This window comes from Myxococcus sp. CA005 (assembly GCF_006518205.1).
Taxonomy (GTDB): Bacteria; Myxococcota; Myxococcia; order Myxococcales; family Myxococcaceae; genus Myxococcus; species Myxococcus xanthus.
This window is the reverse complement of record NZ_SRLV01000076.1, coordinates 19,251-43,404: the sequence shown is the minus strand read 5'-3', so window position 1 is coordinate 43,404 and position 24,154 is coordinate 19,251. Positions and strand designations below refer to the sequence as shown.

19 protein-coding genes and 1 rRNA gene are annotated in these 24,154 nt (G+C 68.2%); 13 read left to right on the top strand and 7 right to left on the bottom strand.

Features of this window, described 5'->3' with window-relative positions; genetic code table 11:
- From rrf to FMQ63_RS27720, 4 genes are all read left to right on the top strand, one after another.
- Positions 1-100 (top strand): 5S ribosomal RNA (gene rrf, locus FMQ63_RS27740); the annotation flags it as partial.
- 1,517 nt (positions 101-1,617) lie between these two features.
- Positions 1,618-4,443: a serine/threonine-protein kinase gene (locus FMQ63_RS27730; protein ID WP_011554691.1), complete on the top strand. Its 2,826-nt coding sequence runs from the start codon at positions 1,618-1,620 to the stop codon at positions 4,441-4,443.
- 97 nt (positions 4,444-4,540) lie between these two features.
- Positions 4,541-5,911 carry a KamA family radical SAM protein gene (locus tag FMQ63_RS27725; RefSeq protein WP_011554690.1) on the top strand — a complete coding sequence of 457 codons (1,371 nt, stop codon included), beginning with the start codon at positions 4,541-4,543 and terminating at the stop codon, positions 5,909-5,911.
- Entirely contained in the window at positions 5,911-7,155 is a 1,245-nt protein-coding gene (locus tag FMQ63_RS27720; RefSeq protein WP_020477903.1) for a KamA family radical SAM protein, read from the top strand. Before FMQ63_RS27725 ends, FMQ63_RS27720 begins: the two co-directional genes overlap by 1 nt.
- A 53-nt stretch (positions 7,156-7,208) precedes the next feature.
- On the opposite strand, the gene FMQ63_RS27715 is transcribed toward FMQ63_RS27720, so the two are convergent.
- From FMQ63_RS27715 to FMQ63_RS27705, 3 genes are all read right to left on the bottom strand, one after another.
- Complete coding sequence (locus FMQ63_RS27715; RefSeq protein ID WP_020477902.1) at positions 7,209-7,709, bottom strand: hypothetical protein; 501 nt, start codon at positions 7,707-7,709, stop codon at positions 7,209-7,211.
- Positions 7,710-7,791: 82 nt separating this feature from the next.
- On the bottom strand, positions 7,792-8,115 hold the full coding sequence (locus tag FMQ63_RS27710; RefSeq protein WP_225909361.1) for a hypothetical protein: 324 nt from the start codon (positions 8,113-8,115) through the stop codon (positions 7,792-7,794).
- 122 nt (positions 8,116-8,237) lie between these two features.
- Positions 8,238-8,726 carry a hypothetical protein gene (locus FMQ63_RS27705; protein ID WP_225909360.1) on the bottom strand — a complete coding sequence of 163 codons (489 nt, stop codon included), beginning with the start codon at positions 8,724-8,726 and terminating at the stop codon, positions 8,238-8,240.
- A gap of 72 nt (positions 8,727-8,798) precedes the next feature.
- Between FMQ63_RS27705 and FMQ63_RS27700 the strand changes: the two genes are divergently transcribed.
- The 6 genes from FMQ63_RS27700 (at position 8,799) to secF (ending at position 15,730) form a co-directional block, all read left to right on the top strand.
- Positions 8,799-9,902, top strand: coding sequence for a SpoIID/LytB domain-containing protein (locus tag FMQ63_RS27700; protein WP_011554686.1), 1,104 nt, complete (start codon positions 8,799-8,801; stop codon positions 9,900-9,902).
- A 61-nt stretch (positions 9,903-9,963) separates the two neighbouring features.
- A complete protein-coding gene (gene queA / locus FMQ63_RS27695; RefSeq protein ID WP_026113993.1) occupies positions 9,964-11,052 on the top strand; it encodes a tRNA preQ1(34) S-adenosylmethionine ribosyltransferase-isomerase QueA in 1,089 nt (362 codons plus the stop codon).
- Positions 11,053-11,057: 5 nt separating this feature from the next.
- Positions 11,058-12,257, top strand: coding sequence for a tRNA guanosine(34) transglycosylase Tgt (gene tgt / locus FMQ63_RS27690; protein WP_020477900.1), 1,200 nt, complete (start codon positions 11,058-11,060; stop codon positions 12,255-12,257).
- A gap of 142 nt (positions 12,258-12,399) precedes the next feature.
- Positions 12,400-12,756, top strand: a complete 357-nt coding sequence (gene yajC / locus FMQ63_RS27685) for a preprotein translocase subunit YajC (RefSeq protein WP_011554683.1) — start codon at positions 12,400-12,402, stop codon at positions 12,754-12,756.
- Positions 12,756-14,528, top strand: coding sequence for a protein translocase subunit SecD (secD, locus tag FMQ63_RS27680; RefSeq protein ID WP_011554682.1), 1,773 nt, complete (start codon positions 12,756-12,758; stop codon positions 14,526-14,528). The genes yajC and secD overlap by 1 nt, the downstream gene beginning before the upstream one ends.
- A 23-nt stretch (positions 14,529-14,551) precedes the next feature.
- A complete protein-coding gene (secF, locus tag FMQ63_RS27675; protein ID WP_011554681.1) occupies positions 14,552-15,730 on the top strand; it encodes a protein translocase subunit SecF in 1,179 nt (392 codons plus the stop codon).
- 110 nt (positions 15,731-15,840) lie between these two features.
- Here secF and FMQ63_RS27670 read toward each other — a convergent pair whose 3' ends face one another.
- Positions 15,841-16,443 carry a hypothetical protein gene (locus FMQ63_RS27670; RefSeq protein WP_026113992.1) on the bottom strand — a complete coding sequence of 201 codons (603 nt, stop codon included), beginning with the start codon at positions 16,441-16,443 and terminating at the stop codon, positions 15,841-15,843.
- 226 nt (positions 16,444-16,669) lie between these two features.
- Between FMQ63_RS27670 and recJ the strand changes: the two genes are divergently transcribed.
- A complete protein-coding gene (gene recJ, locus FMQ63_RS27665) occupies positions 16,670-18,382 on the top strand; it encodes a single-stranded-DNA-specific exonuclease RecJ (protein WP_026113991.1) in 1,713 nt (570 codons plus the stop codon).
- Between the two features lie 12 nt (positions 18,383-18,394).
- Here the strand turns inward: recJ and FMQ63_RS27660 are convergent, their stop codons facing one another.
- The 3 genes from FMQ63_RS27660 to FMQ63_RS27650 all read right to left on the bottom strand — a co-directional run bounded on the left by FMQ63_RS27660 (position 18,395) and on the right by FMQ63_RS27650 (position 20,872).
- Positions 18,395-18,622 carry a YHS domain-containing protein gene (locus FMQ63_RS27660; protein ID WP_011554678.1) on the bottom strand — a complete coding sequence of 76 codons (228 nt, stop codon included), beginning with the start codon at positions 18,620-18,622 and terminating at the stop codon, positions 18,395-18,397.
- Positions 18,623-18,806: 184 nt separating this feature from the next.
- A complete protein-coding gene (locus FMQ63_RS27655; protein WP_020477899.1) occupies positions 18,807-19,565 on the bottom strand; it encodes a hypothetical protein in 759 nt (252 codons plus the stop codon).
- A gap of 17 nt (positions 19,566-19,582) precedes the next feature.
- The gene (locus FMQ63_RS27650) at positions 19,583-20,872 is read right to left on the bottom strand and encodes a hypothetical protein (RefSeq protein ID WP_044275795.1); all 1,290 of its coding nucleotides are present in this window, start codon (positions 20,870-20,872) and stop codon (positions 19,583-19,585) included.
- Between the two features lie 236 nt (positions 20,873-21,108).
- Here FMQ63_RS27650 and aspS point away from each other — a divergent pair, with 236 nt between their 5' ends.
- Together aspS and FMQ63_RS27640 are read left to right on the top strand one after the other, a co-directional pair.
- On the top strand, positions 21,109-22,929 hold the full coding sequence (gene aspS / locus FMQ63_RS27645) for an aspartate--tRNA ligase (protein ID WP_011554675.1): 1,821 nt from the start codon (positions 21,109-21,111) through the stop codon (positions 22,927-22,929).
- Between the two features lie 151 nt (positions 22,930-23,080).
- Positions 23,081-24,007, top strand: coding sequence for a diacylglycerol kinase family protein (locus FMQ63_RS27640; protein ID WP_011554674.1), 927 nt, complete (start codon positions 23,081-23,083; stop codon positions 24,005-24,007).
- Positions 24,008-24,154 lie beyond the last annotated feature (147 nt).

The following is a 24,154-nucleotide window of genomic DNA, read 5'->3' as shown; positions in this document are numbered from 1 at the left end:
AGGGGTCCCACCCGTTCCCATCCCGAACACGGAAGTTAAGCCCTCCAGAGCCGATGGTACTTCGCGGGAAACCGCGCGGGAGAGTAGGTCGCTGCCGGATTCTTTTTGAGAAACCCCCGGTGTCCCTTGTGGACACCGGGGGTTTTCCGTTTTGGGGCATGTGGAGTTTCCGCGCGTCACCGCGGGCGTTGGGCCAGGCGCCGCGTGCGCAGCCGGCGCACGCCCCCCACCGCCAGTAGGGCGGCCGTGGTGGCCAGCACCAGCAGGTGCTCGGCTCGCGCCGCCCTCCTTGGCCCCTTGCGCCCTTCCTTCCTCGCAACTGGCCCCCGTCCCTCTCATGCGTTTCACAGCGACTCATCCGTCGAGTCGGAGACGCGGAGCGTTCCCCCCTGGCGGAGGCAGAGCTGAAGGAAAAAGAGGCGAACCCAGCGCGTCCGGAGCGCTGAGGCATGGCGCCTACCCGTCCCACAGCAGGAAGTCGCGCAGCCGCATCCCTTGCACCGCGGCCATGATGAACACCGCCCCGCGCAGCACCGAGAGAAAGCGCCCCGCGAAGACGCAGCGCCCGCCGTGGCGCGCGTAGACCTGGGCCAGTCGCTCGCGGCGTTCCGGCGACAGGAGCTCTTCATCCGTAGATGCGCGTACAGCGCGGGCCCCAACCTTCGGGCGGTGAGGGAGTCATGCGCTTCTTCAATCGTGGCTGTTCGTGCAACGCGAGCCCCAATCTTCGGGCGGTGAGCAAGCGTCGTGTGCCTCCGCGGAGCACGCCGGCCATCGCGCCTACCAGCGCCAAGCCCTGGGGAAGGGCATGCTGGTGCGCGCGGATGCTTGGCGACATTCGCGGCAGTTTCGCTAGCGGGCAGATCCTCTGGTTTGCACTCCCGCTGGTTGGCATTGGGGGCGCCAGTTGATGTCGCCGTGCCCCATTCGGTCCAGGGCGTGTGCTGCCCGGGGACGCCTGGTGAATCTCAGCCACTCTCTCTTCTCAATGACGAGGGCTGCTCATGAAGGTGCGGCGCTTCTCAGGAGGGTGATTGGGGCGCTGAGTGTCGACGGTCCTCCATTCGTCGCCCCTGCGTTGGGTGGCTTGGAGTGCGAAGCCCGTGTGCACTCCTTGGGCTTGGCTCTGGTTCCAGAGGCCTCGGTGGCAAATGCGTCGGACGCGTCGCCGGCTGCCGGGCTACCCGTGCGCGGGAAATGGAGGCGCCTCGTGGGCCCGGTGAAAACTCAGCCGGGAGACCTTCGAGTTCGGCGACGCCAGGTGGCAGGTTCGCCCGGTCCCACTGGCGCCGAAGCATGGATCATTCCGCTCGGGTGCCCCAGGCAGGGGGCGCTCTGACCTGCTAATACAGGTGACATGCGCCTACCTGCGACCGCGCTCCAACAGACCTCTGAGCCCCCCTCTGCACGCCTGCCGCCGCGCGTCGTGGCACATGACATTTCCGTGGCGAGGTCCGGATGGTGCTCGGAGGGCTCAAACTACCGGATTCGTTGGGGTTTCAGGCTGCTGTGCATGTTTGACTCGCCGTCCGCGCTGCGACTAGAGTCCAGGTTTCCGCCCGGTCTGCGCACCGCCTGTCGCGGTGCGCGCCTCCCGGTGCCGGGCCGCTCCACGAGATGAAGAAGCCGACCCTCTTTGGGAAGTACCTGCTCCTCGAGCGCATCAACGTCGGCGGCATGGCGGAGGTGTTCATCGCGAAGGCCTTCGGCGTCGAGGGCTTCGAGCGCATCCTGGCCATCAAGAAGATCCTCCCCACGATGGCGGAGGACGAAGAGTTCATCACGATGTTCATCGACGAGGCGCGGATCAGCGTTCAGCTGAACCACGCCAACGTCGTGCACATCAACGAACTCGGGAAGTACGACGACACCTACTTCATCGCCATGGAGTACGTCGCCGGGCGCGACGTCCGGACCATGTTGGAGCGCTACCGGCGTCGTAAGGAGATCATGCCCACCGCCCAAGCGGTGTTCATCGCCTCCAAGATCTGCGACGGCCTGGACTACGCGCACCGGAAGAAGGACGCCCGCGGGCAGGACCTCCACATCATCCACCGTGACGTGTCGCCCCAGAACATCCTCATTTCCTATGAGGGTGAGGTCAAGGTCATCGACTTCGGTATCGCGAAGGCGGCGAACCGTTCGCAGAAGACGCAGGCGGGCATCCTCAAGGGCAAGTTCGGGTACATGAGCCCGGAGCAGGTCCGGGGTATGCCCATCGACCGGCGCAGCGACATCTTCGCCGTGGGCGTGCTGCTGTACGAGATGCTCACGGGCGAGAAGCTCTTCGTCGGCGAGTCGGACTTCTCCACCCTGGAGAAGGTGCGCAACGCGGAGGTTCCGCTCCCCAGCGAGTTCAACCCGAGCATCCCGCAGGGCCTGGAGAAGGTGGTCCTCAAGGCACTCACTCGCGAACCCGAGGACCGCTACCAGTGGGCGTCCGACATGGCCGAGGACCTGATGCGGTTCCTCCTGGCCGGTGACGCCATCTACTCGTCCAAGCACCTCTCCAGTTACATGAAGGAGGCGTTCGCCGAGGACATGCTCCGCGAGGCGGAGAAGATGGAGCGCTATGCCGGTATCGAGCGCCCCGACCAGATTGAGGCCTCGGGCATCACGGTGGCTCCCGGGTTCAATCGGCAGGCGGCGCGGCGTGCGCCCCCTCCTGCCGTGGTGGTGACGGGAACACCCGCGGGCCGTGCGTCCACCTCACCGGCGCAGCCTGTCCAGGACTACATCCCGCCTCCCACCGCCGAGGAACTCGAGGAGATGGGCGTTGGCGCGGGCGACAAGACGCAGATTGTCGACTCCTCGCATACGTTCATGTCTCCCGAAACCCGCGTTGCCGACAGCAGCGTCGTGGTGGACGACAGCATCACGGGCCGGACGGAGAACCCCATCCAGGACCATGGGACGTCCGGTTCCTACAACTCCTTGCGCGCCCCCGCGCCCGATACGTCCTCGCGCAGGGGCAAGAGTGGCCCCAAGGCGCAGGTCGTCATCAGCAACGAGGAAGGCGAGGCCTACTCCGGCGCCACGATGATTGGCCCCGCGCCGTCCGCGCCGCCGACGCGCTCGCGCGGCTCGTCTCCCTCGCTGGACGAAGAGACGGGCAGCAGGCCAGCGCCCGTGTCGGGCCGCGGCCGGAGCGGAAAGCGCGCTCCCGAGCCCGAAGAGGATCCGTCTGACTACGAGCAGCCGCCCGAGGACGACAGCAGCGCCGGCTACGACGCCCAGGACGACTACGGTGACGAAGGTCATCCGCACGACGACCTGAACGAGCCCGAGGAAGAGGTGACGGGCTCGGTTCCCCTCCCCCCGGAGGAGGCGCCTCCACCTGCGAAGGTCGCTGCGCCCGCGAAGGCGAAGGCGAAGACGAAGGTCCCCGCCAAGGGGAAGCCCGCGCTCAACCTCAAGACGCTGCCGAAGCCGGTGCTGTTCGCCGCCGCCGCGGCCATCGTGCTGTTGCTCGTCGTCGGCGTGGTGATGGCCACCAGGCCGTCCACGGGCGAGGTCACCTTCATGGTGTCCCCGTCCAACCCTTCCGCGCGCATCCAGCTGAATGGCCAGGAGGTCCAGCTCAACACGCTGCTGGCACTCCCGGCAGGGCAGTACCGGGTCACCGCGAACGCTCCGGGTCAGCAGAGCGCGGCCAAGACGGTGGATGTCGTCGCCGGAAGCAGGATCGTCGTTTCGCTTCCGCTGGAAGCTGATCCGCAGGCGGCCCCGCCGCCCGAGAACAAGCCCCCAGTGGCACCGCCGACGAACACGGGTGTCGTCATTGCCGCGGGGACCACCGAGCCCGCCGCTCCCGCGGAGGATCCGGGCGGCGACGAGGCACCTGAGAACGCGCCTGTCGACAATGGGCAGACGCCGCCTCCCGCCACGGATCCGGCTCCCGCGCCCGTTCAGGTCGCAGCTGTCTTCAAGGGTGATGACGGCGCGGAGATCGCCGTGAATGGCGAGCGCCTGGGGCGGATTCCAGACGCGCGCATGGCGAACCTGGAGGTGGGGAAGACCTACGCGTTCACCGCGAAGCTCGCGGGCTACAAGCCGTACTCCGGTGAGTTCAAGGCCGACGGCAGCAGCAAGCAGGTCACGGTCGCGTTCGAGATGACGAAGGAGCCGCAGCCCGAGCCCACCGTGGCCAACGTGCGGCCGCCGCCCCAGACTGCGCCCAAGCCTCCGCCTGCCCCCAAGCCGCCGAGGGCTCCCAAGGTGATGGGCAAGTTCGCCTGCAGCACAAAGCCGGCGGGCGCGGACATCTACGTCGATGGGAAGAAGACGAATCGCCAGACGCCGGTGACACTTGGCAGTCCGTTGATGCTACCGGTGGGCAAGCGGAAGATTTCGTTCAAGCTCAACGGCAAGACGACCAAGCCCGTGGTGGTCGACATCACGGAAGATAATGTAGCCAAGCTGGTCAATGTTCCCATCGAGTGAGAAGGCGGGCATCCGATGCCCCCTTCGATTGTTGACCGAAGTGGGGCATGGGCGCGTTATGACGCCTCGCCCGCGAGCAATTTAGAGGTGATGCGCCATGCAAACGACGCCCATCCGGGCCAAGCCTGAGGCTGGCCCCGCTGAACAGCCTTTTACGTATCCTCACCGCCGGGAGTTCATCGAGCCCGATTGGCGGCGGATCCCTGGCTTCAAGGACGTGTCCGCCGCCGACTGGGAGAACTCCGTCTGGCAGCGCAAGCACACCATCAAGAATCTCAAGGAACTCAAGGCAACGCTGGGGGCTCTGCTCCCGGATGACCTGGCTGAGAGCATGGAGCGCGACCAGCGCGAGCGGGCGACGATGTCGCTGCTCGTGCCTCCGCAGATGCTCAACACCATGAATCTTGAGGACCTGTGGCGTGACCCGGTGCGTCGTTACATGCTACCGGCCTACGCGGACCGCCTCACGGAGTGGACCAACCATCCCAAGGCCAGCCGTGACAGTCTTCACGAGCAGGACATGTGGGTGGTGGAAGGCTTGACGCACCGGTATCCCACCAAGGTGCTGGCGGAGATGCTGCCGACCTGCCCGCAGTACTGTGGTCACTGCACGCGCATGGACCTGGTGGGCAATGACGTGCCGCAGGTCAGCAAACACAAATTTGGCATCGGGCCCAAGGACCGCTACGCGCAGATGCTCGACTATCTGCGTCGCACGCCGACGGTGCGCGACGTGGTGGTGTCGGGTGGCGACATCGCGAACCTGCCCATCCAGCAGCTCGAGCCGTTCGTCAGCTCGCTGATGGACATCCCGAACATCCGGGACATCCGCCTGGCCAGCAAGGGGCTGATGGCCATCCCGCAGCATTTCCTCCAGGACTCCGTCCTCCAGGGGCTGGACCGGCTGGCGAAGAAGGCCGTCGAGCGCGGCGTGGACCTGGCGCTGCACACGCACGTCAATCACGCGCAGCAGCTCACCCCGCTGGTGGGCAAGGCCGTGCGCAAGCTGCTGGAGATGGGCTTCCGTGACGTGCGCAACCAGGGCGTGCTGCTGCGCGGTGTGAATGACAGCCCGCAGGCGCTGCTGGACCTGTGCTTCACGCTGCTCGACCACGCGAAGATCCTGCCGTACTACTTCTACATGTGCGACATGATCCCCAACAGCGAGCATTGGCGGCTGTCGGTGGCTCAGGCGCAGCAGCTGCAGCACGACATCATGGGCTACATGCCGGGCTTCGCCACGCCGCGCATCGTCTGTGACGTGCCCTTCGTCGGGAAGCGCTGGGTGCACCAGGTGGCGGAGTATGACCGCGAGCGCGGCATCTCGTACTGGACCAAGAACTACCGGACCGGCATCGAACTGAACGATGCGGATGCGCTCAGCCGGAAGTACGAATACTTCGACCCCATCGACCAGCTGTCCGAGGCGGGGCAGGCCTGGTGGCGGGAGCAGCAGAAGGCGGCGTAATGGATACCTCAGTGCTTCCGGCGGGTCTCCCGCCGGAGCCGACGGCCGCTCGCGCGTCGCTCAGCGCCGAAGGGCGCAAACGGCTGTTTCCCAACGCCACGGACGCGGAGTGGGCGGACTGGCGTTGGCAGCAGCGGCATGCGGTGCGAGGCCTGGAGCAGCTGGAGCGGTACGTGCCGCTGACCTCCAACGAGCGCGCGGGCGTGCAGGAGACGTCCGCACTGTTCCGCATCGGCATCAGTCCGTACTACCTGTCCCTCATCGACCCGGAGCATCCGTTCTGCCCGGTGCGCATGCAGTCCATCCCGGTGAGGGCCGAGGCGCGCATCCGTCCGGGCGAGCTCGCGGATCCGCTGGGTGAGGACAAGACGCGCCCGGAGGAGTGCATCGTTCACAAGTATCCGGACCGGGTGCTCTTCCTCGCGCTGGATACGTGCTCCGTCTATTGCCGTCACTGCACGCGGCGGCGCATCACGCAGGGCGGGGTGGCGGAGCTCTCCAAGGAACAGCTCCGCCGGGGCGTGGACTATGTCCGGAGCCATCCCGAGGTGCGCGACGTCCTCATCTCCGGCGGGGACCCGTTCATGCTCAGCGACTCCCGGCTGGAGGAGTTGCTCGCGCCGCTCAGCGAGATTCCCCACGTCGAGATGATTCGCATCGGCACGCGCGTCCCCGTGTGTCTGCCCATGCGCGTCACCGACGCCCTGGCGAAAACGCTCCGGCGCTACGCGCCCGTCTTCGTCGTCACGCACTTCAATCATCCGAAGGAAGTGACGCCCGAGGCGCGCGAGGCTTGCGAGCGGCTGGTGGACCACGGCGTGCCGGTGGAGAACCAGGCCGTGTTGATGCGGCAGCTCAACTCCGACGCGCGCATCATCAAGGAGCTGTCGCACCTGCTGCTGCGCAGCCGCGTGCGGCCGTACTACCTGCACCAGATGGACGTCGCCGAGGGCTGCGAGCACCTGCGCACGCCCATCGCCAAGGGGCTGGAAATCATCCAGCAGCTCCGGGGCTACACCACCGGCCTCGCCGTGCCGCACCTCGCGGTGGACCTGCCGGGGGGCGGTGGGAAGGTGACGCTCCAGCCCGATTACGCCGTCGAGTACGGAGCGCAGGAGACGGTGTTCCGCAACTACAAGGGCGAGCGCTTCACGTACCCGGAACCCGAGGAGACGGACTGCACCTGCCCGTATGACGGCGTGTGGCAGGAGCGGGCCCCGCGCTACGGCTACCGCAAGGGCTGAGCAGCGTGCGCGGTGGGGGGCTCGCCACCGCGCACCTGTCGTTCAGAAGAGGCCTACTGCGGCAGTTCGGCGTCCTTCGGTACGCCGACGTCGATGGACGGCTCCGCGCCCTCCGTGGCCTCCAACTCCACCGGGTCCTGGTCGCTGAAGCCCTGCTGGACGTGGACCTCTTCCGGGGCGGCCGCGGGCGCGGGCTGCTTCGCGGCCTTGGCGGCCTCCGCCAGCCGCTGCTCCTCCGCCTTCGCGCGGGCGTTGTCCGCCGGCGACATGCGCGCCTCGTAACGCGCGAAGTCCTTGCCCGACACGCCGTGCTTCTCCAGCACCGACGCGGAGGCGGCCTTCTGCTTGTCGATGGCCTCCCGGCGCTCCGCGGTGCTCATCTCCGACGACTTGCGGTTGCCGTACTCCGCGTTGACCTCGGACAGGGCCTGGGCCTCGTCGCGGCGGATTTCCGCCACCTTCTCCGGAGTCAGCTCCGTGCTGTCGGCGGCGAGGGCCTGCCCGGGAATGACGAGCCACGAGGTGACCAGGAGCAGGGCGGAGCGGGGGGACATGACGGGAGGACCTCGTTCAGGACAGCGGGAACCGTCGCAGTCTAAACACGGAGCCTGCTTCTGTGCACCCGGGCCGTGCCGCTCAGGGGCCGCATCGCGCGCAGACATTCCGGGCAGTGGCGCATTGCTCTTGTCCCTGGGCACAGCGGGGCGGCAGGTCGTCCCGGTCAGGATGGTGCTCCACGAGCGCGCACAGCGACTCCGCCAGCTCGCAAGTCTGCGTTCCCACCGAACAGCGGTCCGCGCACGTCGCGTCGTCCACGGCGTCGCGCGTCCGAAGCTCCTCGAGCCGCAGGGACAGCGAGTCGATGGCCGCGTCGTCGTTGCCCGCGACGCGGGCGTCCACCTGCTTCGCACAGGCCGTGAGCAGCACGCAGGCCAGCAACATCCGTGGAAGGGCGCGCATGGTCGCCTCCCTTATGTGTCCGCGACCCCTGGCGTCCAGCGGCGTCGGCCCGCGGTGTCGTTCCCTCAGGGACGGGCTGGCGTGGTGTGCACCGGTGGACGTTGGCGGGGCGCCGAAGGGCCTCAGGGCTTCGACAGGTACAGCCAGGCCGTCATCGCCAGCAGCAGAGCCACCGCGAGCCGCCGCAGCCACTCCTCGCGGCGACGCTGGGGCGACGCGCGGGCCTCCCGCTCCGCCGTTTCCAAGCCCGTGGCGACCTGGGGCGCCAGCGTCTGGAGCTCTCGGCACGTCTCCACGACCGGAGCCAGCGCGGCGGGGAACTTCGCGTCCTGGCGCTCGAGCGCGTCCGCGAGCATCCGTGCCCAGGCGGCTTCCTCGTTCTCACTGGCGGGCTCGCGGGCGGGGGCGCCTCGGTGCAGGGCCAGTGCGATGGCGGCCCTCAGCAGCAGCACGGAGAAGGCTTGGGCGGGGATGCCGTAATGCGTCGCGCAGGCTTCGCGCGAGCGGCCCTCCACCAACCGGAGGGTGAGCATCGCGGCGGGACGGGGCTCCAACTCGCGCAGGGCGGTGATGAAGGCCGTGGGGAAGGCAGGGCGCGAAGGTGACGTCACGGGTGAGCCATCCTCTCCCATCCGCCGGACGTTTTCTTGAGGCGAGCACCCACGCCTCTACACTTCGGGGCCATGTTGCGACCTGTTGCACTCATCCTGCTCCTGCTGGTCCCTTCGGGCGTGCTCGCCGTGGAGACCCTGCGCATCTCCATCGAGGACGCGGGCAGTGAGGTGCGCATCAGCGGCCGGGGGCTGGCCTCCGGTCCCGACAGCGAGGAGGCCACTTTCGCCCCCATCACCTCGGGACAGGCGAACGTCCGCCGCAAGGGGGGCCGCATCGAGGTCAACGGCACGCCCGTGGAGGGCGACTCCGTCCGCTTCCGCGCTGGCATGTCGGAGGCCTCGGCCGCGCCTGGCACCGAGCCGCTCAAGGCGGGCGCGGCGCAGGTCCGCGGCGATGTGGTGGTGCGCCTGCACCGCAGTGGGCTGCAGCTCATCAACGTCATTCCCTTGGAGGACTACCTCGCCGCCGTGCTGGGCAGCGAGATGCCCGTGTCGTTTCCCCCGGAGGCCCTCAAGGCCCAGGCGGTGGCTGCCCGGACGTATGCGCTCCAGAAGAAGCTGGATGCCTACAGCAACGCGTTCCACCTGGGCAGCAGCGTGCTCCATCAAGTCTATGGCGGCGTCAACCGCGAGGACCCTCGCACCAAGGCCGCCGTCGAGGCCACGCGGGGACAGGTGCTCACGTACGAGCTGGCGCCCATCGAGGCGTACTTCCATGCCTCCTGTGGCGGCCGGACGGAGTCGGGGCTCGATGCCTTGCAGCGCGACCTGCCGTACCTCCAGCCCGTCGACTGCCCCTGCGGAAAGCTCCCCGCCAGCCGGTGGACGGCGACGCTCTCCGACGCGGACATCAAGGCGGCGCTCCGCCACCCGGCCCAGGGGCTCAAGGTGGCGGCCCGCACGCGGACGCGCCGGGTGACGCGCGTCACCCTGGCGGACGGCGCCTCCATGGACGGCGTGGAGTTGCGCCGCAAGCTTGGCTACACCCGGCTCAAGAGCCTGGACTTCGAGGTGGAACGCACCGAGCGCGGTTACGTGTTCACCGGTCGCGGCTATGGCCACGGGGCGGGCCTGTGTCAGTGGGGCGCCAAGGCGCTCGCCGACAAAGGCCGGGAGTACCGGGAGATCCTCTCCCACTACTACCCCGGGGCCGAGCTGCAGCAGCTCTACTGACGCCTCCCGCGTCCGGCGCGCTTTCCGCGACGGCGTGGGGGCTGCTACAAGCGCCACCCCCGTGTCGTCCCGTCTCTCTGATTACGACTTCGCGCTGCCCGAATCCCAGATCGCCCAGGCTCCCCTGGCCGAGCGGGACGCGTCGCGCTTGATGACCATCAGCCGCTCCAGCGGCACCTGGTCGCACCGCCGGTTCGCCGACCTCCAGGAGCTCCTGCGCCCCGGAGACCTGCTCGTCCTCAACGACGCCCGCGTCATTCCCGCGCGTCTGCTGGGCCAGAAGGCCGGCACTGGTGGCCGCGTGGAGCTGCTCGTCGTGCGCCCGGCCGCCCAGAACACGCTGACCTCGGCGGCGCTCGGGGCGGCCCCCGAGTCGCTCGACTGGGTCTGTCTGGGGCAGGCCTCCAAGGGGCTCAAGCCCGGGCAGCGCGTGATGTTCGCCAGCGGCCTGGAGGCCGAAATCCAGGAGGCGCTGGGAGGAGGGGAGTACCGCGTGCGGTTCCACGCACCCCCGGGCGCCTCGCTGGCCGCGCTGTTGGACGCGGCGGGCCGCCTGCCGCTGCCGCCCTACATCACCCGGGAGCCGGACGCCGCGGACGCGGAGCGCTACCAGACCGTGTACGCACGCGCCTCCGGAGCCGTGGCCGCGCCCACCGCGGGCCTGCACTTCACCCAGGAGACCCTGGCCGCCCTGGCTGCGCGTGGCGTGCACCGGGCGCTGGTGACGCTGGACGTGGGGCCAGGCACCTTCCTGCCGGTGCGTGAGGACGACCTGGACAAGCACCACATGCACCCGGAGCGCTACACCGTCCCGGAGGCCACTGCGAAGGCCATCAACGCGGCGCGCGCGGAAGGCCGGCGCGTGGTGGCGGTGGGGACCACCGTGGTGCGCACCCTGGAGTCCGCCACCGACCCGGAGACGGGGCGGCTGCGCGCGGGCCCCGGCGAGACGACCCTCTTCATCCGTCCCGGGTTCGCCTTCCGTCAGGTGGACCTGCTGCTCACCAACTTCCACCTGCCGCGTTCGACGCTGGTGGTGCTGGTGAGCGCGCTGCTCGGACGCGAGCGCACGCTGGAGGCCTACGCGGAGGCGGTCCGCGCGGGCTACCGATTCTTCAGTTACGGCGACGCCATGCTGGTGTCGGAGTGAACGCCATGGGCGAGCAGCAGGAAGCGAAGCAGTCAGGTGGCAAGGGCGATACCCGCGTGGAGCCGGGGATGGTCCGCTTCGAGCTCCTTCACGAGGACACGTCGGGAACGAAGGCCCGCCGGGGGCGTCTGCACACGCCGCACGGCCCCGTGGAGACACCCATCTTCATGCCCGTGGGCACCGTGGGCAGCGTCAAGGGCGTGGGGCCGGACGACCTGCTCACGCTGGACGCGCAGATCATCCTCGGCAACACCTACCACCTGATGCTGCGCCCCGGCGAAGCGCTGGTGGGGGAGATGGGCGGCCTGCACCGCTTCGTGTCGTGGAACCGGCCCATGCTCACCGACAGCGGCGGGTTCCAGGTGTTCAGCCTGTCCGAGAAGCGCAAAATCACCGAGGAGGGCGCCGCCTTCCAGTCGCACCTGGACGGCTCGCGGCACTTCCTCACGCCCGAGCGCTCCATCGACATCCAGGAGACGCTGGGCGCCGACGTCATCATGGCCTTCGACGAGTGCCCGCCCTCCACCGAGAACAGGGCCTACCTGGAGGCGTCGCTGGCCCGCACCACCCGCTGGCTGCACCGGTGCGTGAAGGCCTGGAGCCGGGAGCGCTCGTCGCTCTTCGGCATCGTCCAGGGCGGCCTGCACGAGGATTTGCGCAAGCGCCACGCCGAGGAGGTGTGCGCGGTGGACCTGCCCGGCTACGCGCTGGGCGGCTACTCCGTGGGCGAGGCTCCGGAGGCCATGCATGACGGCGTGGCCTACTCCGCGCCCCTGCTGCCCCGCGACAAGCCGCGCTACCTGATGGGCGTGGGCACGCCCGTGGACCTGGTCACCTGCGTGGAGCACGGGGTGGACATGTTCGACTGCGTCCTGCCCACCCGGTGCGCGCGCAACGGCCTGCTCTTCACCTCGGAGGGCAAGGTCGTCATCCGGAACGCGGCCTACGCCAGGGACAACCGGCCGGTGGACCCTGCTTGCTCCTGCTACACCTGCCGCAATTTCAGCAGGGCCTACCTCCGGCACCTCTTCGCCGCCCAGGAACTGTTGGCCATGCGGCTCAACACGATTCACAACCTCCACTACTTCCTGGGACTGATGGCAGAAGTCCGGCGCGCGGTGGCAGAGGACCGGTTCGCCACTTTTGCCCGGGAATTCCGTGCCCGTGCCAAGGCGCAGGAGGCCGAACGGACCCGCGGTCGCTGACCGGGCGGATGGATTGCCCGGCTTCCCGCGTTCACTTGCTCACATGGGCCCCCCTTGCTAAGAGGGCCCCCTTTCGGATGGTTTCCTCGAACAAAATCGGGGGCCTTCCATCCCAAGCTTTCCTCAACCGACGAGGCAGTGTGTGGCTGAGAGCTTTCTGATTCTGGCGCAGGCCGGTGGTGGCAATCCCCTGGGCACCCTGGGCTTCCTGGTCATCCTGGTGGGCATCATGTACTTCGTGATGATCCGCCCGCAGCAGAAGCAGTTGAAGGAGCACCGTGCGCTCCTCTCCGCGCTGAAGAAGGGTGATGAGGTCGTCACTTCCGGGGGCATCCTCGGGAAGATCCATCTCGTGGATGAGCGCACCGTGACGCTGGAGGTCTCCAGCGGCGTGCGCATCCGCGTGCTCAAGACGGCCGTCAGCGCCAAGGGCGCGGTGGCGGAAGGCACGCCCGCGGCCCCCGCGACGGCGGCCGGAGAGAAGAAGGAGGAGAAGTGATGGACCGCGGCTGGTGGTGGAAGTTCGGACTCATCGTCGCGGTGACGCTGGGCTGCATCTGGTTCCTCATCCCGACCTACTACTCGCTCGTCGTTCTCGACCGGGAGCAGCGCAACAACCTGGCCGTGCTCGAGGAGCGGATGCCCGCCTGGGCGCCTCCCGCGAAGTACCGCCTGAACCTGGGGCTGGACCTCCAGGGCGGCATCCACATGGTGATGCGGGTGGACACCAAGACGGCGCTCCAGAAGCGGACCGAGCGCCGCGCGCAGCAGATTGTCAATTACGTCAATGACAAGAAGCTGGGCGAGGTGTCGGCGGACACGGACCCGGAGAAGCTCGAGGTCACCCTGACGGCGAAGGACCCGGGGACCATGGACGCCATCCAGAAGGAGGTCCTGGCCACCTTCACTGACTTCAAGGAAGTCAGCCGCAGCGGCGCCTCGCTGACGCTGGTGCAGGACGAGAGTCAGGCCAACGTCTTCCGGACCGAAGCGGTGGACCAGGCGATGCTCGTCATCCGCCGCCGCATCGACAAGTGGGGCGTGGCGGAAGTGGATGTGCGCAAGCTGGGCGCCGACTCCATCCAGATTTCGCTGCCGGGCCGCAGCAACCCGGAGCAGGCGAAGGAGCTGGTGGGGACCACCGCGCAGCTCGAGTTCCGGATGGTGGATGACTCCAACCCGCAGTTCTTCGCGCAGCTGCTCCAGGCCACCCCGCCGCCGGCTGGCAGCGAAATCACGCTGACGACGGAGGGCGGCTTCCCGCAGCTCCAGGCCCCCACGCGTGAGGCCATCACCGAGTACACGAAGGACAAGGTGCCGGAGAACCGGGTGGTGCTCACCGAGTGCATCGCCAACCCGGTGAAGAAGAACGAGTGCACCTCGTACCGCTCCTACCTGCTGGACAAGAACGTGCCGCTGACCGGCGAGAGCCTGGCGAGCGCGGACGCGAACATCAGCCAGCTCAACGAGCCGGAGGTGAACATCTCCTTCGACCCCGCGGGCGCGCGCGAGTTCGAGCGGCTGACCGAGCAGGGCGTGGGCCGCCGCATGGCCATCGTGCTGGACGAGAACGTCCAGACGGCGCCGAACATCAACGAGAAGATCAGCGGCGGTTCGGCCCGCATCACCATGGGCCGCATGGGTGGCCGCACCTTCGAGGAGTGGCTGGGCGAGGCCCAGACGCTGGCGCTGGTGCTCAAGGCCGGCGCGCTGCCTGCCCCTGTGACGGTGGGTGAGATTCGTCAGGTTGGCGCCAGCCTGGGTGACGAGCTCATCCGGAAGGGTGGCATGGCGGCGGTGCTGGGCCTGGGCCTGGTCATCCTCTTCATGGCCATCTACTACAGGGCCTCCGGCCTCATCGCGGACCTCGCGCTGGTGCTCAACGGCCTGCTCATCCTGGCGGGACTGGCCTTCTTCAACGCCACGCTGACGCTGCCGGGCATCGCCGGCTTCGTGCTGACGCTGGGGGTGGCGGTGGATGCCAACGTGCTCATCAACGAGCGCATCCGCGAGGAGCTGGGGCATGGCAAGTCGGCCCGGGCGGCGGTGGACCAGGGCTACGACCGGGCCTTCTGGACCATCTTCGACTCGCACGTGACGGCGCTCATCTCCGCCTTCATCCTGTTCTTCACGGGAACCGGACCGGTGCGAGGCTTCGCCACCACGCTCATCATCGGCCTGCTGGCGTCGCTGTTCACGTCCATCACGGTGACGCGAGTCATCATGACCTACTTCGTCCACGGTCGTAACGCGAAGGTCGTCTCCGTCTGACCGGCCGGAGTCCGGGAACCGTCATGCAGATTTTCAAGAACAAGACGAACATCGACTTCATCAGCAAGCGCAAGCCCGCGCTGTTTATCTCCACGCTGCTGAACCTGGCGATCATCGTCGGCATCGCCGCCTTCGGCTTCAACTTCGGCGTGGACTTCGCAGGTGGCACGGTGGTGGAGGTGAAGTTCGACCACCCCATCACCGCCGAGGAGGTCCGTGAGCGCGCGGACAAGGGCGGCCTGCCAGACGTCAGCGTGCAGAACATCGGCGCGGCGGAGGAGAACACCTTCCTGCTCCGCATGGGCGGCGTCACGCAGCTCAACGAGGAGAGCGGTGCCAAGGGCAAGGAGGCCCTGGAGGCGCTGGGGGGCGTGCGCAACGTCTACTCGGATCTGCCCAACGGCATCATCCGCTTCCGCGCGGCGCAGCCCATGGACTCCGACGCCGTCAAGAAGGCGGTGGAGTCGGCGGGCATCGGCGTGCAGGAAGTGCGTGACCTGGGCGAGGCCCAGGGCGGCACGGGCTACGACTACCAGGTGGTGGCCAGCGGCATGGCGGACCGCGTGTTCGCCGCGCTCAACGCCGGACTGGAGAAGCCGGACTTCGAGCAGCGCCGCGTGGACTACGTCGGTCCACAGGTGGGCAAGCAGCTGCGCAACCGCGGCATCATGGCGCTGCTGTACTCGATGGTCGCCATCCTCATCTACGTGGCGTTCCGGTTCGACTTCAAGTTCGGTCCGGGCGCGCTCTTGTCCATGGTCCATGACGTCATCATGGTGGCGGGCTACTACCTGGTGAGCCGGCGCGAGTTCAACCTGACGGCCATCGCGGCGCTGCTGACGGTGGTCGGCTACTCCGTCAACGACACCATCGTCATCTACGACCGCATCCGCGAGGACATGGCCAAGTACAAGGGCAAGCCCTTCGCGGAGGTCATCAACATCGCCATCAACGACACGCTGGGCCGCACCATCCTCACGTCCGGCACCACGGCGCTGTCGCTCATCGGTCTGCTCATCTTCGGCGTGGGCGAAATCTTCGACTTCGCCATGGCGATGCTGGTGGGCATCGTGGTCGGTGTGTACTCGACCATCTACATCGCCAGCCCGCTGACCATCTGGCTGGACGAGCGCGCCGCGGCGAAGGACGCCCGTCTGCGCGCCAGCGGCAACGTGGACCACCAGCAGCCGAACGCCGCGTGAGCCACCCGCACCTGAGGCCTTCCTTCCGTTGAGGAAGGCCTCGTGCGATGGACACCGACAGGGCCCTCTTCCTTCACGGGAAGCAGGGCCCTGGGTGTTTCAGGGGCCTGTCAGAAGCGCGCGCCCAGCGTGAGCGAGGCGTCCAGCAGGCCGCCGTGGGTGTCCTCCACGGCCCTGTCCGCCCAGCCTTCGCTGAGGAGGACGCGGTACGTGGTCCGGATGCCCGCCGTGAGCGCGCCGCGGTTGAACTCCACGCCCGCTGCCAGGGGGACCTCCGGCATCGTGTCCGACTGGTAGAGGTCCTCCACCGGGCCGCGGACGTTCATATGGGAGACGCCCAGGCCCGCGCCGACGAAGGGCCGGACGGTGGTGAGGAAGGGCGGTGACACCTTCACCAGCGCGCTACCGCCCTGCCGGACGAGCGAGGGCTGCTCCAGCAGGCGGCTGTCGGTGAGGCCGTTGCGTGAGCCTTCGTAGCCCACTTCGAAGCCGAGGAAGGTGGTGGGCTGGATGTTGAGCGTCACACCCCAGGCCGGGCCCGTGCTCGTCAGGTCGCCCAGGCCTCCGGTGTAGTCGCCCACGCCGCCGCGGAGGAACACATTCAGGTCACCGCGCTTTCCGTCGCGCCGCTCCTGCGCGGCCGCCGAACCCGCGGTGCCCAGCGTGGCGAATGCCAGGGCCAGCGTGGCGGCCCGGGTGCCTCTTGGATGCATGCTCGACCTCACTGTTTTCAGGTGTGCGTTTGAACCTGCTCACCGGCGACCGACCGTGCGTGAATCAGCGAGCCACCAGACGTGCGTCTGCCTGAACGCCTGTGTAGGAGGGGAAGTGTCGGGCTCAAGGTTGGACTGTCCTGGTCAGACGTCTGAGGTACTGTCGCTTTCGTAGCCAATTCATCCCGCCAACTCCCCTCGGAGAAGGCGAGGAGGAGTGTCGAGCGTGCGGTGGTTGCTTCCAGATGTGGTCGAGCAGGAAGTGGCGTCCCTCGCGGGGGAGTTGTCACTGCACCCGCTCGCGGCGAAGGTGCTCCTGCACCGTGGCTACCGCACCCCCGAGTCCGCGTCGGCGTTCCTGTCGGACCGGTTGGCGGACCTGCCGGACCCGTTCCGCATGAAGGGGATGCCGGGAGCGGTGGACCGCATCATCCGGGCGATTCGTTCGCGGGAGAAGGTGACGCTCTACGGTGACTACGACGTGGACGGCGTCTGCTCCACGTCGCTGCTGTACCTCTTCATGAAGGAGCTGGGCGCGCCGCCCGCGACGTACATCCCCCACCGGCTGGACGAAGGCTACGGCCTCAACGTCGGCGCGGTGGAGCGCATCGCCGCGGAGGGCACGCGGGTGCTGGTGACGCTGGACTGCGGCATCACCTCGGTGGCGGAAATCACCCGCGCCAAGGAGCTGGGCCTGGACGTGCTGGTGGTGGACCACCACACCGTGCCGCCCACGCTGCCGCCCGCGGTGGCGGTGCTCAACCCGCACCAGCCTGGCTGCGAGTACCCGACGAAGGCGCTGTGCGCCGCGGGCGTGGCCTTCAACTTCTGCATGGGCATCCGCAAGCGCCTGCGCGACGAGGGCTTCTTCGCCACCCGGAAGGAGCCCAACCTCCGGTCCATGATGGACCTGGTGGCGCTGGCCACGGTGGCGGACGTGGTGCCGCTCACCGGCGCCAACCGCATCCTGGTGACGCATGGCCTCCAGGAGCTGAGCGCGGGCCGCCGGCCGGGCGTGCGGGCCTTGAAGGAAGTGGCGGGCATGGACCCGGACGCCTCCGTCACCGCGGGTCAGGTGGGTTTCCGCCTGGGGCCCCGCATCAACGCGGCGGGCCGGCTGCATGACGCCTCGCTGGGACTTCAGCTGCTGTGCTCGGAGTCACCGGAGACGGCGCGCTCACTGGCCGCGGTGTTGGACAGGGCCAACGCGGAGCGCCAGGGCATCGAGAGCAGCATCCTCACGCAGGCGCTGGCCCAGGCGGAGTCGCTGAAGGACGCGCGCGGCCTGGTGCTGTACGACGAAGGCTGGCACCCGGGCGTCATCGGCATCGTCGCCTCGCGCGTGGTGGAGCGCTTCTACCGGCCCACCGTCATGGTGGGGGTGAAGGACGGCGTGGGGAAGGGCTCGGCGCGCAGCATCGAGGCCTTCCACCTTCATGACGCGCTCAGTGGCTGCGCGGAGCTGCTGACGCGCTTCGGCGGTCACAAGCACGCCGCCGGGCTCACCATCGACGCGGAGCGGCTGCCCGCCTTCCGGGAGGCCTTTGAGAAGATTGCCTACCAGCGCCTCACGCCGGAGGACCTCATCCCCCGGTGCCGCGTGGACGCGGTGGTGAATCCCAACGAGTTGGACGCTCATGCCGTTGAGTCGCTCCAGCGGCTGGGCCCCTTCGGGCAGGGCAATCCGGAGCCCGTGCTGGTGCTGCGCCGGCAAGTGGCTCGCCCGCGCGTGCTGCAGCCCAAGTCCGGCACGGGCAGCGGCCATCTCAAGCTCGCCCTGGCGGACGCACCGGAGCTGGACGCCATCGGCTTCAACATGGCGGACCGGGCCACGCTGGTGGATGGCCCGGTGGACCTGGCGTTTCAGGCCGGCTTCGACACGTTCCGAGGCCAGCGCAAGCTGTCTCTGCGGCTCAAGGACCTGCGCGTGGCCGCCTAGCGGCCGTGACGCTCAGGCGATGCCCCAGCGGACGCGGCCCGGCGTCATCAGCGCGCCGACGCGGGCCAGTTCGTTGAAGCGGAAGCGCTCCGCCTGCCTTTCGAAGGCATGGCGGCACCGCTCCGAGCAGAAGAAGTAACGGCGCTTCTTGTACTCGGCGGTGGGACGGCCCTCGGGTGTGTCCAAGGTCTTCCCACATACGGGGTCCAAGTGCTGTCCTTGTCCCTGCGCGTTCTTCATCGCTCGCCTCCCAGCCCCCAGGGGAACCCAGGTTCCCGTCCCGGTGGAAATAGGAGCACATGGCGTGCCAGTCCCAACTCCTTGAAGTCGCAAGGAGGGGGTCCGGGCGAAGAGGAGAGACAGTGGAAAAAACTTCATGGCCGCCCGCCGGATGCAGCGCGGCGAGCGGCCATTGAAGGCGACTTCAGAAGGCGGTGCCGAGGCTGCCGCCCAGGAAGAAGTCGTTGTGGTAGCCCCGGCGGTAGCCCATGGCCTCCAGCCGGAAGGCGAGGCGGAAGTTACCGGAGGAGGTCAGCCGGGGCCGGCCGCGGAAGCCCACGCCGTACTGAAGCAGCGGCTTGCTGCCGCTCACCTTCGTCTCCACCGTGTCGATGGTGATGGTCGACGACGTGTACGCGATGCCGCCACCTGCCTGGGCGAAGAAGCCGAAGTCGGACTTGCCGAGCTTCAGCTCATAGGCCGGGGCAATGGTGAAGTAGTGGAAGTGCGTCTTGCCCCGGATGAAGTCGGTGCCGTCGCTGGTGCCGCCGAACGTCCAGCGCACGTCGGCCCAGAGGGCCTCGCGAAGCGACTCGTTGTCGAGGATGCGGCCGTACTCCCACGTGGCGCGCACGCCCAGGCCCAGGCGCGTCTCCGCGGCCCGGCCGCGCGGGCTGTCCAGGAAGAGGGCGCCGGTGATGAACTCCACGGCCACGCCCAGGTTCGGGTCGTCGAGCCCGGAGAGGGGCTTGAAGCCGTCCTCGCCGTCGTCGTACTCCTGCTCGGAGACGCGGCGGAAGTCGTCCGCCTCGTCGACCTTGGGGCGGACACGGTCATAGGCGTCGGAGGCGTCGTTGGCGGGCTCCTCGTCCGGGTAGGCGTAGGGGTCGTCCTCGTCCTGGGCCAGGGCGGGGGCGGACAGGGCGAGGCTGCCCAGGGCGCAACGCAAGAGCCACGTCTTCACGGAAGCAGTCCTCATGCTCACAGGTCCAGGCGGGGGCAGGTGGTGCCACCCGCGGCGCTGGGCGGGCACATGTTGGGGTCGTTGCCGACGAGCTGCTCGCGCGGAATCTGGAGGTGGTCCATCAGCTCGTTGCAGACGGCCTCCTTCAGGCGCAGGTCGGTGATGTGGGTGATGATGGCGCTGGCGGCCACGGCCAGGGTGAAGCGGGACTGGTCCGCCAGCGTGGCGCGCGCCAACTGGTAGAGCCCGGGCGTCGTCGTGCTCTCGTCGTTGTACGAGGCGACGATGGCGCGCAGCAGCACGTCGCGTTGACCGGTGGCCTCGCCGGCCTGGTAGAGCGCGCTGGCGAGCAGCGTGCCCACCCGGTACTCGTTGCCGCTGAACGCGCTCAGGTTCTGGTTGTACAACTGGTTCAGCAGGGACGCGTCCATGCAGCGGTCCACGCGGGCCAGGTCCCGGTCCTCGGTGACTTGCCCGTACAGGTTGCCGTGGAAGGACGTGGAGAAGAAGCGCGTGTCACAGCCCTTGCCGCCCTGGGTCGTCTGGCAGGTGGAGCCGTACGCGTGGTAGTCCGCCAGCCCCTCGTCGAAGGACTTGAGGATGTTGGCGCCCGGGCTGGCGCCGGCTTGCTGCCACAGCGAGAGCGCCTCCGGGAACTGCTGGCCGTTGTAGGCCTTCAGGTTGAAGACGCGGTGCGCGTATTCGTGGGCGATGATGCCGGCGTTGATGGCCAGCGGGGCGCGCTGGAGCTTGTCGAAGGGCAGCATCAGGAACGACTCCAGCACGGAGAAGTACATGGCGTTGTCGCTCAGCGGGTCCTTGTCCACGTCCGCGAGCACGAACTCCGGGAAGTAGTACGTGGTGACGGGGTCCTTGAAGTCCGCCGCGGGGATGTTGCCCACGACGCGGAAGTAATCGTAGGCGCGCTCCATGCTGTAGTACGCCGTCACCATGTTCCAGGTGTGGAAGTCCGCCGGCCAGAGGACGCCGCCCTGGGAGATGTAGTTGGCGCTGACGTCACGGCCGGCGTTCTTGAGCAGCGCGTTGGCGTAGCCCTCCGGCGTGGTGGCGTTGTTCAGGTCCGGGTCCTGGGAGTCGATGACGATGCGCGCGCCTCCCTGGAGGTCGGCCACCGTGCCCTTGAGGCCGACGATGTCGGAGATGGTCTTCAGCTCCACCTCCTGGGGGACGTACTGGCCATTGCTGGAGAGCACCAGGGCACTGACCTTGACGGGCGCGGTCGAATCGGGCGCACAGCCGGCGGCCAGTCCGAGCGCGGCGGTCGAGGCGATGACTGTTCGGAGCATGCCGCCGTTCTACTCCGGACCGCCCGGAACGTGTATTCCCCCCGGCCGTCACATTCGCGAGCACGGCGGCCGGCCAGCCGGTGCGCCGGGACCTCGCGGGCGGCTTTGGAACCCGGAATCCGCACTGATTCCGACGGTTTGAGACGTACCCGGGGCGCTCGGACTCCTTGACGCGTCGTTTCCGCGATCCGTATGGTGCTTCGCCTTTTCCCCCTTCGAATCCAGCAGGCGGTGCCATGGCAGTCCCGTTCATCTCCGAGGTCAAGCGTACCCACACTTGCGGTCAGCTCACCGCGACCAACGTCGGCGAGGAAGTCGTCCTCTTCGGCTGGGTGCACAACCGCCGAGACCACGGCGGCGCGGTGTTCATCGACCTGCGAGATCGGGATGGCCTCACGCAGGTGGTGTTCGAGCCGGACCACGCGGAGGCGCACGCGCTCGCCGGCAGCCTCCGGCTGGAGTACTGCGTGGGCGTGCGCGGCAAGGTCGTCTCGCGCGGGAAGAACGTGAACCCGAAGATGAAGACGGGTGAAATCGAGGTCCGGGCCAGCGACCTCACCATCTTCAACCGTTCGGAGCCGACGCCGTTCCCCGTCGAGGACAGCATCGACACGTCCGAGGAGAAGCGCCTGGCCCACCGCTTCCTGGACCTGCGCCGCGCGCCGCTCCAGCACTCGCTGATGACGCGCTCGAAGATGAACGCGCTGACGCGCTCGTACATGGTGGGCAACGGGTTCCTGGAGCTGGAGACGCCCTTCATGGGCAAGTACACGCCGGGCGGCGCGCGCAACTTCCTGGTCCCCAGCCGTCTCAACGCGGGCAAGTTCTACGCGCTGGCGGAGAGCCCGCAGCTCTACAAGCAGTTGTTCATGGTGGCGGGCTTCGACCGGTACTTCCAGATCGTCAAGTGCTTCCGCGACGAGGACCTGCGCGTGGACCGGCAGCCGGAGTTCACGCAGATCGACGTGGAGATGAGCTTCGTCACCCAGGACGACATCTTCACGATGATTGAGGGCCTGCTGAAGAAGCTGTGGGGCGAGGTGCTGGGCATCGACATCCCCACGCCCTTCATGCGGATGGACTTCTACGAGTCCATGGCGAAGTACGGCAACGACAAGCCGGACCTGCGCTTCGGGCTGGAGCACGTGGTGCTCACCGACCTCATTCGTGAGCACGGCGAGGGCGGCGGCGTCCCGATGATTTGGGAGGCGGTGCAGAACAAGGGCATCGTCAAGGCCATGGTCGTCCCCGCGGAGAAGGCGATGAGCCGCGCGGAGAGCGACAAGCTGGAGGAGTTCGCCAAGCAGGCGGGCGCCAAGGGCCTGGCCCGCGCGAAGGTGGCGGACGGGGGTGAGTGGACGCAGTCCCCGCTGTCCAAGACGATCAGCCCCGCGCTGCGGCAGGCCATCAACCAGGCCGTGGGCGCGAAGACGGGCGACCTCCTCCTGTTCCAGTTCGGCAAGGAGGCGCTGGTCCACACGGTGATGGCCAACCTGCGCGTGCACGTGGCCAAGAAGCTGGGCCTGATTCCGGAGTACGGCAGCGGCGGCCAGTGGAAGTTCCTGTGGGTCGTGAACCCGCCGCTGTTCGAGTACGACGACGAGACGAACACCTGGGCGGCGGCGCACCACGCCTTCACGCGTCCGCACGACGAGGACGTGGCCTACCTGCTCACGGACCCGGGCCGGGTGAAGTGCCACCGCTACGACGTGGTGCTCAACGGCTTCGAGATTGGCGGCGGCTCCATCCGTCTCCATGACCCGAAGGTGCAGGCGGAGGTGTTCAAGGCGCTGGGCATCAGCGACGAGGACGCGCGCGCCAAGTTCGGCTTCCTGCTGGACGCGCTGAAGTTCGGCGCTCCGCCGCATGGCGGCATCGCGCTGGGCATGGACCGGCTGGCCATGCTGCTCACGGGCGCCGAGTCCCTGCGCGACGTGATTCCGTTCCCGAAGTCGAAGACGGGCACCGACCTGATGACGGGCGCCCCCGGCGACGTGGACGACCGGCAGCTGCGTGAGATCCACGTGCGGCCGGTGCCCGTGGCGCCCAAGGCCTAGTTCGTCAGACGCGAGCCCTCGCTCGCGCGGTCCCGCCACCCCTTTTGACGCGGGGTGGCGGCAGGCCCGCCGTGCCCTGAACATGGCCACGGAGTGGAGTGCCGGTGCGCAACCGCGTAAACAGGGAGGGCCAAGGGAGGGGTAGGGCCAGATGAAGACGTTCCTCGTGGTCAATCCGCGCAGCGCCAACGGGCAGACGGGAAAGCGCTGGGCGGAGATTTCCGCGCAGGTCGGCAGGGCGCTGGGCGATTTCGGCCACGGCTTCACCCAGGGTGGCATGGATGCGGCGCGCATCACCCGTCAGGCGCTCCTGGACGGGTACGAGTGCATCGTCGCGGTGGGTGGCGACGGCACGCTCAACGAAGTCACCAACGGCTTCTTCGAGGACGGCAAGGCGCTGAATCCGAACGCGGCGCTGGGGCTGATTCCTCGGGGCACGGGTGGCGACTTCCGGCGCACCTTCGGGTGGGACCTGGAGCTGGCCTCGTCGTTGGAGCGGCTGCGCTCCGGCACGACAGAGCCGTTCGACGTGGGCCAACTGGAGTTCATCGACAACGCGGGCCAGCCCGCCACGCGCTACTTCGCCAACATCGCCTCGTTCGGTGTGAGCGCGGTGGTGGCCCAGGAGGTCAACCAGAGCAGCAAGGCCCTGGGCGGCCACCTGAGCTTCGTGTGGGGCACGTTGAAGGGCCTGGTGAAGTACTCGGAGCGGCAGGTGCGGCTGTCGGTGGACGGGGGCCCGGAAGAGGTGGTGAGCGTCACCGCGGTGGCCGTGGCCAACGGCCGCTACTTCGGCAGCGGCATGTTCGTCGCGCCGGACGCCGTCACCCACGACGGCCTCTTCGACGTCACCATCTGGTCCAACTACAGCCTGAGCGACTTCGTCCTCAAGTCGAAGGGCGTCTACAACGGCTCGCACGTGAACTGGAAGGGCACCCGGCGCCTGCGCTGCCGCACCCTGCGCGCCGAGCCCGTGGACGGCGGCGACGTGTTCCTGGACGTGGACGGCGAGACGCCGGGCCGCCTCCCGTGCACCATGACGCTGCTGCCCGGGGCCATCCGCCTCAAGGTGCTGTAGCGCTCACGCGCCCCGATTCGTCGCCCGGTCGCCTGTCGAGCGACATGGCACTTGGGACGTGGGGCTGGACTGAGGCAACCTCCTGCATCCAGTGGCGTCCGGCGTTAGGTGCGCTGGACGCTCGGCACCGTGCCCGCGGTGCCTGCT